This window comes from Halostagnicola bangensis, from assembly GCF_054653435.1.
Map to the genome: position 1 here is coordinate 2,791,304 of NZ_BAAIGG010000002.1, position 12,303 is coordinate 2,803,606.

Here is a 12,303-nt window from a genome sequence, read left to right on the forward strand (position 1 = left end):
TATTTTCACGTCATTTTTCGAGCGAGAGAGCGTCAAAGCTATCATTTGACTATCAGCAACAGTCCCTACAGAGTCCATAGGAAAGGGAGAACGATCGATATCTCTCGTTCGTATGACCAACCACGGCAGGCGACGTATCCTCAAGTACGCCGGAATCGCGGCAACAACTGGTGGGTTGTTCGCCACGACCGGCGCAGCTCGCAGTGACACGGCTGGAACGAGCGAAGACGAATCCGGGTCAGTGACGAGCGTCGATGGATGGTCGTCTCTTGGTGGTGGTCCGGGAAACAACGGGTACGTCCCAGAAACGGACGGGCCGGACGAGCCCGTCGTTGACTGGGAGTACGACCACGGCGGCTCCGTCGCGATCGTTGACGGCATCGTTTTCCTGTCCACCGGCGGAGCCGTTCACGCCCTCGCGGCCGCTGACGGATCGCTCGAGTGGAAAACACACGATATCGGTGCCGGTGGAACGCCTGCGGTTACTGCCGACGGCGTCTATGTCGGCGGGGAACGCCTGACCAAGATTTCCCCGCGAAACGGGGATATCTGTTGTTACGCAGAACTCGAGTACGACAGGACGATTCCCGCTCCTGTCGTCGCGAACGATCTGGCACTCGTCGTCGCCGATGGCGTTCTCTACGCCGTAGACAGCCGCGAGATGGAGATCGAATGGGAGTTCGACCCGGAGGGCGATTCACTGTACGAACAACCGGTCGCGGTCGCCGACGGGGCGGTCTTCGCCGTGAGCAAATCTCGAGTCTTCGCGCTCGAACTCGAGGACGGAACCGAACGGTGGACGATTGACGACCCGCCACGACAGGCGGACAGCTACTTCGCGGAGCCGAATCCGAGACACGTCCGGTATCCGGTCGCAACCGACGACGTCGTCTCTGTCGGGACGGTCAATCCCGCCGGAGCGAGCATCTGGCAAAACGGGCAAATCGTCCTATTCGATACCGAAACCGGAAAAGAGCGAGTGAAGAGCGAAAGCCAGCCGCTCAAGCCCGCCCCGATCACTGAGGATCGGTTCTACGGGATAGGGACCCACAGCGTTCGAGGGTACGACAGGGAGTCGGGGTCGCAAACGTGGGAGACGGATGTCTCGACGTATGTCGTTTCCTCGCTTGTCAGTAACGAAGACGCCGTTTTCGCCGGCCTGCAGGTCGACGGCGAGGTGTACGGTCCTGGCGAGGCTCCCGAGCCCGGAATCGGCGTCTACGCGTTCGACGACAGCGGAGAGACCTCGTGGAAAATCGAAACCGACGACGTTCCGACGGTCGCACTCGCCGACGAGACGCTCTATGCCTGCACGGAGGAAACACTGGTCGCGATTCGGGCGGAGAGTAGCGAGGGGGATGGCGACACAGAGACTGGAGACGAGAACGCAGACGTCGAAGACGGCGAGAACGACGAAACAACGAACGAGTCGTCCGAATCCGAAGGTCCCGCTGACACCGACAGCGACGGGAACGGATCCGAGACAGGCGGCGATAACGAATCGAATACGGGCGAAGATGGCGGTTCCGATGAAGCACCGGGATTCACTGCTGGCGCGGGAATCGCCGGCGGCGCGGTGGCACTCGAGTGGCTGCGTCGTCGCGTGAATGCGAACGAAAAACCATCCGACTGATCACGAGCTGTCGAACGGTCACGAACTGTCGAACGGATTTCTCAATGCGCGTGCGCTGGAAGCCGAAACGGCGTCCCTTTCTCGGCCTCGAGCAATGGGTCGTCCGTTCGGGGTACAACCGGAAATCGTTACACTGGACACTCGCTGAATTCTAGACGACTGCGGTCCCATTGGTCGCCGAAAGGGAAGGATTATACTATATAAATATACTGCCGATATTTCGGAAAAACGCAATACGGAACGGACCCGTTAACGGGGAAACACTTATGTATAATGAGTCGCTTACTTTACCCTATGTCCCGATCCGCACTGGTCGGTAACGTTACCGCGATGCTCGAGGACGCGGACTTTGTGGTCAGCGACCGGTGTGCGATTCGACCGAAGAGTTTCGATATCGCAGCACGCCGCGGCGAAGACCTGCTTCTCGTCAAGATCCTCGGCAACATCGACGCGTTCAATCGAGCGACCGGCCACGAGATGCAACGACTCGGAAACTACCTGCACGCGACGCCGCTGGTCATCGGCCTCCGGAGTCGCGACGAGGACCTCAAACCCGACGTCGTCTACTTCCGTCACGGCGTTCCGGTCTTCAGTCCGGACACCGCCTACAACCTCTTCATCGAGGGCGTTCCGCCGCTGATTTACGCCGCACCGGGCGGTCTGTACGTCAACATCGACGGCGACCTGCTCGCAGACGAGCGCGAAGACCGCGAGTGGAGCCTCGGCCGCCTCGCGAACGAACTCGGCGTCTCTCGGCGCACCGTCTCAAAGTACGAAGACGGGATGAACGCCTCCATCGAAGTCGCGATGGCCCTCGAGGACATCTTCACGTCGGAGCTTACCAGCCCCGTCGACGTCCTCGAGGGAGGAGAAGACGTCCACGAGAGCGACTCGACGCCGGAGGATCCGGCGGCTGATCCGGACGACGAAGAGGTCGTCGCCGTGCTCTCGAGAGCCGGGTACAGCGTCCACCCGACGCTTCGATCGCCGTTCAAGGCGGTGAGCGAAGACGAGGACGAAAACGACAACGAGGTCGTGCTCACCGGCCACTCCGAGTTCACGAAAGCCGCCGAAAAGCGCGCCCGAATCATGAGTTCGATCGGACGGGTAACGCGAACCCAGTCCGTCTACGTCGTCGACAGAGCCAAGCGCGACTCCGTCAACGGCACCGCACTCGTCGAACGCGACGAACTCGAGGAACTGCGCGAAGCCGACGACCTACGTGACGTGATCCGCGACCGAGCGGAGCGCGAAGAGGTCGCCTGATTCGACGCCGGCCGTCCCCGAGAACGATCTATTCTAGCCGAACGCAAGACACGCGTCAGCCGGAACGCAGTTCGGACTGACAAACTGTTTTAGGGAGGCTGGCGAAGCGACCCCCATGGAGAGTCTTAACCGAATGGCGATTGAGCTCGTCGACGAAGCTCTCGAGTACGCCGAGGAGCTGAACATCGGCGGCTACGACCTCGAGAACGAGTCGACCGTGCTCGATTTCGGCGTCGAGTTCGACGGCGGGATCGAAGCGGGACTGTTGCTGACCGAAATTCAGACCGCCGGACTGGCGACCCCGAGCAACGAACTGGGCGAGGTCGACGGCGCACCGATTCCCTACATCGATCTATCGACCGATCAGCCAGCACTCGCACTCCTGTGTTCACAGAAGGCGAGCTGGGAACTGACGACGGAGGATTTCGAAGGCCTCGGGAGCGGCCCCGCTCGAGCGCTGGTCGCCGAAGAAACCGAGTTCCGACAGATGGGCTACACCGACGCGTTCGATCTCACAGCGCTTGCGGTCGAAACCGACGAACCACCGACCGAAGCCGCGGCGGCGCAGGTCGCCGACTTCGCGGAGGTCGAAACCAGCGGCGTCTTCCTGCTCGCGTACTCGACCGGAAGCATTGTGGGTAGCGTGACGAGCGCGGCCAGAGCGGCCGAACTGGCGACGTTCCGGCTCACCGAACTGGGGTACGATCCTCGAGATATCGTCTCCGCGACGGGACGAGCGCCGGTCGCGCCGGTCGCTGAGGACGAACGCGAGGCGATCGCCCGGACGAACGACGCGATTGCCTACGGCGGAACGGCCCACCTCGTTGTTCGAGAGGATTCAGAGGTCTTCGAGCACGTTCCCTCGACGGCCGCCGACGATCACGGTCGTCCGTTCGCCGAAATCTTCGACGACCTCGACTGGGAGTTCTCCGAGGTTCCCGCCGATCTGTTTGCGCCCGGCAAGGTGACGATCGACGTACTCGGCGGCCCCACCTACGTCGTCGGCGAGACGAACGAGTCGCTGCTCGCCGAATCGTTCGATCTGTAGCCGTGCGATTCAAACCCGTCCCCGAACCGCCCGACACGCTCGAGGAACTCGAGGCGATTCGAGCGGCGGTCCCGGCGACTCCCGACGAGAACGTCGATTGCTGCGCTCGATTGATCGGGCACAGTCACGTCTCCGACCGCGACGAGGCGGCGGACTGGTTGACGTTTCTCCGGGCGCTCGAGCTAGCGACCAACGGCTCCGTGGGATTCGCTCGAACGCCGCGAGATATCGACGCCGGGCATCTTCGGGCGGCGTTTCGAGAGCGGGTTGCCGGTGCGGACGCCGTCCTCGAGTATCTCGAAACGACGGATCGACCGCTCGAGGTTCGGGAGGTGAGCACCCAACTTCGAGGGCGAACCACCGTCGAAGAACCACTCGAGCGCGCGGAACGACTCCTCGACTGGGCGGCCCTCCTCGGAATCGTCGACGATGAGGAAGGCGAATATCGGCCGCGGTAACTACCTTTTTACGGGCTCGCCGAAAACGCCGATATCGATGAGTGACGCGATCGAAACGGTCTGTTTCGACCTCGACGATACGCTCTGTACGTACACCCAGCGGAGCGAGGACGTTCTCGAGGCGGCGTTCGCTCGAGCGGGAGTCGAGCCGCTGTTTCCGATCGGGGCGTATCACGACCGATACAGGAATTACCTCGAGGAGAGCGACGGGATCGGAGCGCTCCGGCGAGCGTGTTTCGCCGATCTCGCCGCCGATTCGGGACGGGATCCGGAGACGGGTCGTGCGGTTGCGGACGCGTTCGCGAGCATCCGTGATCAGACGAGCGTCGATCTCCTCCCGGGTGCCAGCGCCGCGGTGGAGGCGCTTGAGGACGAGTACAGGCTCGGGCTGATAACCAACGGCGCACCCGGGATGCAACGGGCGAAACTCGAGGCCATCGGTCTCGAGGACGCCTTCGAAACGGTCGTCTACGCGGGTCACGAGACGCGAGCCAAACCCGATCCCGAGCCGTTTGAAGTCGCTCTCGAGGCACTCGAGGCCGACCCGGAACGGAGCGCCTACGTCGGGAACTCCCTCGAGTCGGACGTCGGCGGCGCACGCGCCGCGGGAATGCGGGCGGTGTGGGTACCGACGGACGGCGCGAGTCGAACGACATCGGAGCCGGAGCCGACGCCCAACTACGTCCTCGAATCGCTCGAGGAACTGCGAACGACCCTCCGGTAGCGGCTACCTTCTCGGGACCGAGTCGGCCTGTTTTTGTCCGCGGCGCTCGATGTCGAGACGATGACCGACCGCGCGATCAATTTCAGCGCACTCCTCGCGGAGGTACGGGCGTTCGATGAAGACGGCGAGTCGAACGGCCTGGTGACCGTGACGGGAGCCGATCCGTTCGCCGTCTGTCGCTCGTTATTCCAGCGAGTCGACGGCCAGGTAGAGACGGCTCGCTGCGAGTTCGTCATGAGTCACAACGTCCGGCGAGATCTCGAGCGCACGCTCGCGAATCGAGAGCCGTCGGCCGTTACCGAGCCGTTTCTCGAGCGGCAGATCCGAACGGACGTATCGATGCCCGACGACGTGATTCTGTTTGCGGATCCCAATGCGGTTACGCTCGGTGGAACGGTGCTCGAGGCGGATGCCGTCGGAATTGGCGAGATCGATTGATACGTTCTACAGCCTGATTGACGCGTCTGTCGTTGCGTATTGTGACAAACGGTGACCCGGCATAATTCCTCTGCAGAAGCACTATAAGCTATTGAGACCGATTATATTGTTTGATGAACGTTTATCCATAATGTATTTATAGGATGTTATTATTGGTTATGGTGTGTGTTGACATGAGTGATACAAGAGACCGCGAACGGAAAATTCGCCTGAATAGGCGGCTGTTCATGCAAGCGACGGGCGGGGCTGGCGTCGCTGGACTCATCGGGATAAGCGGACAGGCCGGAGCGCAGGCCGAGAACGTGATCGAGCTCGAGTCGATAGAAATCGGTGGTGATCACGGCGGAGGACCGCCGGACCACGCGGGCCCACCGGACCACGCAGGGCCGCCGGACCATGCGAACGGACAGGGACCACCGGACCACGCGGGCCCACCGGACCACGCAGGGCCGCCGGACCATGCGAACGGACAGGGACCACCGGACCACGCGGGCCCACCGGACCACGCAGGGCCGCCGGGTCACGGCGACTGTGAGTACGCGTGGATCGGCGTTTCGCCAACGGAGATAGAAGATGAACGGAATCCGACGCTCTCGTTGGTTGCGGGCGAAGCGTACACCCTCGAGTGGACGAACACCGACGGCGAGTACCACAACTTCGTCATCGAGGACGACGACGGCGACGAACTTCTCGCGTCCGATGGTGTTTCTGAGGAAGGTCAGATGGAGACCGTCGAATTCACCGCAACCGACGAGATGGCCGCGTATTTCTGTGACCCACACCCCGACGAGATGCGGGGGGCGATCGAAGTCGGTGAACCGGCCGTCTTCGAAGTGAGCGACCTCGATCCGACCGATATCACCGTTACTCGAGGCGACCCAATCGACGTCAGCGCGACGATCACCAACACCGGTAGCAATTACGGGGCACAAACGATCGAGTACCGCATCAATGGCGATACGATCACAGGTGGCCCCCTCACGCTCGAGGCGGACGAAGACGCGACGATTTCGTTTGAGGACGTGGATACGATCGACCTACCTGCAGAAGAGTACACCCACTCCATCGCGAGCGACGACGACGAGGCGTCGGGAACGCTCACGGTCGAACCGTCGGAGGAGGACGAGGTCAACGTGCTGGTTTTCTCGGTCACGGACGAATTCAGGCACGATATCATCGAGTTCGCGAACGAGCAAATTCAGGCGATGGACGACCAGATCGCCGCCGAAACCGGCGCCGAGGAGGTTACGGTCGACGTGATCGACGACCCGGACGGTGACGCCTCCGCGTTCCCTTCGGCTGTCGATGAGCTCGAGCAGTACGATACGATCGTCTGGAACAGTACCACCGGAAGCGTTCTGGACGCCGATCAGCGTGACGCCTTCGAGCAGTACATCCAGTCCGGCGGCGGATACGCCGGGATCCACGCCGCGTCCGACACGCACTACGATTGGGAGTGGTACGGCGATCTGGTGGGCGCGTATTTCGACGGCCATCCCGAGATACAGGAGGGTGAAGTCGCCGTCGAGGATCAGGTACATCCGTCCACACAACACCTGCCGGCGCGGTGGGACGTGTACGATGAGTACTACGACTTCGATCGGAACCCCCGCGGCGACGTACACGTCCTCGCGACGCTGGACGAGGACAGCTACGACGGCGCTGAAATGAGTCGCGCCGATCACCCGATCGCCTGGTGTCACCGGTATCAGGGCGGGCGATCGTGGTACACCGGCCTCGGTCACACCGAAGAGGTGTTCGAGGACGAGGACTTCCTCGAGCACGTGCTGTACGGAATACTGTGGTCGGGCGACTTCGTCGAGGGTGACAGCTCCCCGACGGTGTGGGATTCGTACGATCGGGTCGAACTCACCAACGAGGTGGACGCGCCGATGTCGATGACGATCGCACCCGACGGGCGCGCGTTCGTCATCCAACGCCACGAGGACGTCGTGGCCATCGATCCGGACACTCACGAGGTCACCACCGCGCTCGAGCGGGAGTTCTACAGCGGTCACGAGGACGGCGGCCTCGGCGCGGCGTTCGATCCGAATTTCGAAGACACCGGCTGGCTATACCTCTACTACTCGCCGGTTGACGACGAGCTCGACCCAGACGTCGAGATGCCGTACAACCTGCTGTCTCGGTTCGAGGTCGACGGCGACCAGATCGACCCGGATTCGGAGGTCGAATTACTTCGGGTCCACCAGCAACGAGAGGAGTGCTGTCACTCCGCCGGCGAAATCCAGTTCGGACCGGACGGTCACCTTTATCTGTCGACGGGCGACAACGTCACGCCCTTTGAGTCGGACGGGTTCACGCCGATCGACGAGACGAGCACCGACCCCAATATCGCCGACGCACAGGGAACGTCCGGCGATTCGTCGGATCTCCGGGGGAACATCCTGCGGATCACCCCCAAAGACGACGGTTCGTACTCGATTCCCGACGACAACCTGTTCACCGAAGCGCAGGGATACGAAGACGAACTCGAGGAGGGGCTGGTCCGGCCGGAGATATACGCGATGGGCTTTCGGAACCCGTTCCGGTTCAGCGTCGACGAGGAGACGGGGTGGACGTACATGTCGGATTACGGCCCCGACTCCAACGAGTGGGGCGACGACCGCGGTCCGATCGGCATCCGCGAGTACAACCAGATCCGCGAGGCCGGCAACTGGGGCTGGCCGTTCGTTCGCGGACCGGGATACCCCTACTACGAGTACGACTTCGCCGCCGGCGAGTCCGGCGAGCCGTTCGACCCGGACGGCCCGATCAACGATTCGGTGAACAACGACGGGCTCGAGCAACTGCCGCCGGTCGAAGAATCAACGTTTTACGTTCCGCAGGGCAGCTGGGACGACTACCTCGACGCGCCAGAGGACGGCATCTGGGACGTACCAGAGCAGGCACCCCATCCCGAGGTATCCGACGGGGCGCCGAACGGCGGTCCGCTGGTTCGACTCGATGACGACCGTGCGGATACTGCACTTCCCGATTACTTCGACGGCAAGTGGTTCATCGGCGAGTGGAACAACGGCAACTTCCACGTCGTCTCGTTCGACGACGATGGCGAGTTACTCGAGATCTCGCCGTTCCTCCCGGAGTTGGACCTAGAGAGCCCGCACGACATGGAGATCGGACCGGACGGTCGGTTCCACTATATCGAGTGGGGAGCCGGATTCGACGGTGACGGCCCCGGTATTTACCGAATCGAACACACGGCGGACGGAACCGGAACTGCCGCGTTCTCGTTCTCTCTCGACGACCAGACGATCGCGCGGGAGGAGTCGGCGTCAGCGGACACCACGCTCACAAACACGCTCGAGATCGACGTGGCGGACCTCGAGTTCGCGGTGACCGCAGAAAGCGACGATCTCGAGGTTACCGCCGTGGACGAGACGAACGTCGGAACGCTCCCAGCCGGAGAATCCCAGTCGGTCGAGTGGGAGGTAACGGCGACTGCGGAGGCTCCCAGCGACGAATACGAGTTGACTGCTACGGTTACGTTCGTCCAAGACGGCGAGCAACGGGAGTTTATCCGAAGCGCTTCGATCGCGGTTTCCGAACCCCTGACGGTTCCGTACGGACTCAACTCAGGTGGCGAAGACATCGACGATCCGTCCGTCGAGATCGACGGCCTCGAGTTCGAGACGTTGCCGAACTCGTCCGTGACGCCCACCGACGACCTAAATCCGAACTCTACGGGAGAATCGATCGAGGATACCGACCATCAAGCGCTCTATCGAAGCGAACACTACGGCCAGAACCTCGGATACGATATCGCACTTCCTAACGGCACTTACGACGTGAGACTCCATTTCGCGGAGCACTGGGACGGCGCCTTCGAAGAGGGCGTCCGCGTGTTCGATCTGGATGTTCAGGGCGAACCCATCCGCGAGGACTACGATATCTACGCCGAGGTCGGTGCCCTCACGGCGACGTCGATCACGGTCGAAGACGTCGAGGTGAACGACGGAATACTGTCTATCTCCTCGGAGACTCACGCGAACAACACGAAATTTAGCGGGTTCGAAATCCGCGAGGAGATCGACGACGGCGACGGTGAAAACGGTGATGACGGGACGATCGAACTCGACGGAGAGATAAGCGGATGGATGGGGACGTCGCCATCAGCAATCGACGGCGAGACGAACCCGACGCTCTCGCTTGAAGCGGGCGAGGCGTACACCGTCGAGTGGACGAACACCGACGGACGGGCCCATAACTTCGCGATCGAAAACGCCGACGGCGACGAGATACTCGCGTCCGACCTGCTGAGCGACGAGGGCGAAACCCAGACCGTCGAGTTCACCGCGACCGACGAGATGGCCGAATACGTCTGTCAGCCGCATCCGGTCGATATGCGGGGAGCGATGGAGGTTAACTGATCAATCTGCAGGGTGGACGTCCGTCACGGTACCGACGCCCTTGCTTCGGCCCTCGCGGAAGACGAACCGCTGTCCCTCCTCGACGAGGTACGGGCGGAACTTGAACTCGACCGTCGTCTTCCCCTTATCCCCCGGCAGGAGCCGCCCGTTCTCCGGATAGAACGCAGCGGCTTCGCCGATCGTCTCGAGGTGGACGACGGGTTCGTATCCCTCGCCGATGCGGGTGGGATGGTTCAGGACCATGACCTCCGCTTCGAACTCTCGGACGGGTTGGGGATCGGCGTCGGCGGGCAAGAGAACCATCCCGCGGCCGATGGCGTTCTCCTCGATTCCTTTGAGCGCGATGCCGACGATCCGACCGGCCTGAGCCTGGTCGACCCGGTGGTAGTGCATCTCGATGGAACGCACTTCGACCTCCTCGAATCGGCCGTCGGGCATCGGGCCGAGCAATAACTCGTCGCCCGCCTCGACGGATCCCGACATAACTGTTCCCGAGGCGACCGCACCGACGCCGGTCACGGAGTAGCTCCGGTCGACGTACATTCGGAACTCCCCGTCGTTACCCGCCGTCTTCGGAAGCCTGTCGAACAGTTCGTCGAGCGTCTCGAGGCCCTCCATCGTGATCGCGCTGGTGCCGACGATGGGGACGACGGTGTCGTCGATCTCCTCGATCGCGGCGTCGATGCCGTGGCGTTCGACGCTGAGCGGCGATTTGCCGACTTCCCGGAGTAGTCGTTCGACCTCCCGTTCGACTTCGCCGACGCGCTCTTCATCGACGGCGTCGACTTTGGTGATCGCGACGATGGTCGGCAGTTCCGTCGCGAGTAAAATTCCGAGGTGTTCGCGGGTCACTCGAGTCGGGCCGTCGTCGGCTTCGACCACCAGCAGGCCGTAATCGAGCTTCTGGCCGACCAATCCGCGAATCGTCGTCCGAAGCCACGGCTCGTGACCGACCGTATCGACGAACGAGACCAGTCGGTCGGCCTCCTCGACGACCTGCGCGCGGTCGCTCTTTCGATTCGGGTTTCTGACTCGAATCGGTCCGTCGTCGTCGAAGCCGTAGACGGCATAAGAGAGGTCCGCGGAAAGCCCGCGGTCGACCTCGTGAGGTTGGACGTCGAGGAACGCCCGCGTCGCGCCGTCGCCGTCGTCGGCCTTCCCGGTTACGAGCGAGCCGACGAGCGTACTCTTTCCGTGGTCGACGTGGCCCGCCGTCCCGACGACGACGTGCTCGTCGTCGGTCTCGAGGACGGCACCTTCGCAGATGCGGGCGACGCCGACGAGGCCGTTCCCCTGGGAGGAATCCGCCGTGGTATTTTTCGTGGAGTCGTCATCGCTGTCCGAAGGTATCGAGACCTCCGTACCGACACCCCACGTTTGCACGTCGTCGATGTGGCAGTCGGCTTCCTCGGCGAGCAACGAGAGGATGTCCATCGATTCGGAGAACGTCTCGGCGTCGATCCCCGCGAGCCCGCCGTCGTCGGTTACGCCGACTACGTAGGTCGCTTCGCCATCGCCGGAAAGGACGCGGTGTCGCAGCTGGGCGGCTAAACTCTCCCGACGCCCACCCTCGAGGTGGACGTCGCGGATGAGGCGTTCTTTAAATTCGACGCTGCCGCCGTCCTGTTCACCACGTTCCAGGGCCCGCTCGAGTAAGACCCGGTCACGGCTCATGTGCCTCGCTAGAGAGTCACAGAGCAAAAGCCTTCTCGTTGAATGTCACCTGTTGACACCAGCCAAGGGTGATTTCAGCGGGTTTCTCTCGAGGATGGTTCGTGACGAACGATCTATTCCGGGGGCGGCTTCAAGCGTCTGGAGTCCCTACTGGTACGTATGAGCGTGAGTGGTCTCTGCCAGATCTGTGAATCGCGGCCGGCCCAGGCCCGATGTGACAACTGCGGGACGCTAACCTGCGAACAACACTACGAGCGCGAATTAGGGCTCTGTGCCGACTGCGCCGCGCAGGCGCAACCCGGCGAGCAGTCGGACGAAACCGATATTCACCGGTTCTGACCGCGACCGGGTGATACCGAACTCCCTACTCTGAACCCAATGATCCTGACCTCCCTTCCATGACATCAATTCGCGACATGCTCGGCGAATCGCTGGGTATCGGCGAGCGGTTTCACATCGAGCCTCGGGAGCTGGATATCGACAGATCCGAGGGATACCTGGTCGCGTCTCATCCCTACGACGCGAGCCCGATGGATATCGCCGTCGTCGAAGGTTGTGACCGTCTCGCGAACCCTCCCGAAAAACAGCTGCCGGGGGAACCGATTACGATCGAAATCGTCGGCAAGATCGTCGACGGAAGGGTCGCCGGTCGCGTCGTGGACGCGGAGTGAGGA

General features: G+C 62.3%; 10 protein-coding genes. 9 read left to right on the forward strand and 1 reads right to left on the reverse strand.

Annotated features, from left to right (window positions below; translation table 11 throughout):
• The first annotated feature begins 112 nt into the window (after window positions 1–112).
• The 7 genes from ACYQ14_RS15705 (at window position 113) to ACYQ14_RS15735 (ending at window position 9,955) form a co-directional block, all read left to right on the forward strand.
• On the forward strand, window positions 113–1,633 hold the full coding sequence (locus ACYQ14_RS15705; protein ID WP_459889319.1) for an outer membrane protein assembly factor BamB family protein: 1,521 nt from the start codon (window positions 113–115) through the stop codon (window positions 1,631–1,633).
• Between the two features lie 294 nt (window positions 1,634–1,927).
• Window positions 1,928–2,899: a transcriptional regulator gene (locus ACYQ14_RS15710; protein ID WP_283835244.1), complete on the forward strand. Its 972-nt coding sequence runs from the start codon at window positions 1,928–1,930 to the stop codon at window positions 2,897–2,899.
• A 115-nt stretch (window positions 2,900–3,014) separates the two neighbouring features.
• Window positions 3,015–3,947, forward strand: coding sequence for a methenyltetrahydromethanopterin cyclohydrolase (gene mch / locus ACYQ14_RS15715; RefSeq protein WP_283835246.1), 933 nt, complete (start codon window positions 3,015–3,017; stop codon window positions 3,945–3,947).
• Window positions 3,948–3,949: 2 nt separating this feature from the next.
• Window positions 3,950–4,405: a double winged helix-containing putative transcriptional regulator gene (locus tag ACYQ14_RS15720; RefSeq protein WP_459889320.1), complete on the forward strand. Its 456-nt coding sequence runs from the start codon at window positions 3,950–3,952 to the stop codon at window positions 4,403–4,405.
• 37 nt (window positions 4,406–4,442) lie between these two features.
• Window positions 4,443–5,129, forward strand: coding sequence for an HAD family hydrolase (locus ACYQ14_RS15725; protein ID WP_459889321.1), 687 nt, complete (start codon window positions 4,443–4,445; stop codon window positions 5,127–5,129).
• A gap of 60 nt (window positions 5,130–5,189) precedes the next feature.
• Window positions 5,190–5,567, forward strand: a complete 378-nt coding sequence (locus ACYQ14_RS15730) for a hypothetical protein (protein ID WP_459889322.1) — start codon at window positions 5,190–5,192, stop codon at window positions 5,565–5,567.
• A gap of 173 nt (window positions 5,568–5,740) precedes the next feature.
• Window positions 5,741–9,955 (forward strand): ThuA domain-containing protein, encoded by a 4,215-nt coding sequence (locus ACYQ14_RS15735; protein ID WP_459889323.1) that lies wholly within the window; start codon window positions 5,741–5,743, stop codon window positions 9,953–9,955.
• Here the strand turns inward: ACYQ14_RS15735 and ACYQ14_RS15740 are convergent, their stop codons facing one another.
• Window positions 9,956–11,629, reverse strand: coding sequence for a GTPBP1 family GTP-binding protein (locus ACYQ14_RS15740; protein ID WP_459889324.1), 1,674 nt, complete (start codon window positions 11,627–11,629; stop codon window positions 9,956–9,958).
• Between the two features lie 159 nt (window positions 11,630–11,788).
• On the opposite strand from ACYQ14_RS15740, the gene ACYQ14_RS15745 reads away from it, so the two are divergent.
• Together ACYQ14_RS15745 and ACYQ14_RS15750 are read left to right on the forward strand one after the other, a co-directional pair.
• Window positions 11,789–11,968, forward strand: a complete 180-nt coding sequence (locus tag ACYQ14_RS15745; RefSeq protein WP_283835257.1) for a hypothetical protein — start codon at window positions 11,789–11,791, stop codon at window positions 11,966–11,968.
• 59 nt (window positions 11,969–12,027) lie between these two features.
• Entirely contained in the window at window positions 12,028–12,300 is a 273-nt protein-coding gene (locus tag ACYQ14_RS15750; protein WP_459889325.1) for a hypothetical protein, read from the forward strand.
• Window positions 12,301–12,303: the final 3 nt, after the last annotated feature.

Excerpts from the sequence above, each read along its gene's own strand:
- ACYQ14_RS15705 (WP_459889319.1), top strand. The coding sequence starts at position 113 with ATGACCAACCACGGCAGGCGACGTATCCTCAAGTACGCCGGAATCGCG.
- ACYQ14_RS15710 (WP_283835244.1), top strand. The coding sequence starts at position 1,928 with ATGTCCCGATCCGCACTGGTCGGTAACGTTACCGCGATGCTCGAGGAC.
- mch (WP_283835246.1), top strand. The coding sequence starts at position 3,015 with ATGGAGAGTCTTAACCGAATGGCGATTGAGCTCGTCGACGAAGCTCTC.
- ACYQ14_RS15725 (WP_459889321.1), top strand. The coding sequence starts at position 4,443 with ATGAGTGACGCGATCGAAACGGTCTGTTTCGACCTCGACGATACGCTC.
- ACYQ14_RS15730 (WP_459889322.1), top strand. The coding sequence starts at position 5,190 with ATGACCGACCGCGCGATCAATTTCAGCGCACTCCTCGCGGAGGTACGG.
- ACYQ14_RS15735 (WP_459889323.1), top strand. The coding sequence starts at position 5,741 with ATGAGTGATACAAGAGACCGCGAACGGAAAATTCGCCTGAATAGGCGG.
- ACYQ14_RS15740 (WP_459889324.1), bottom strand. The coding sequence starts at position 11,629 with ATGAGCCGTGACCGGGTCTTACTCGAGCGGGCCCTGGAACGTGGTGAA.
- ACYQ14_RS15745 (WP_283835257.1), top strand. The coding sequence starts at position 11,789 with ATGAGCGTGAGTGGTCTCTGCCAGATCTGTGAATCGCGGCCGGCCCAG.
- ACYQ14_RS15750 (WP_459889325.1), top strand. The coding sequence starts at position 12,028 with ATGACATCAATTCGCGACATGCTCGGCGAATCGCTGGGTATCGGCGAG.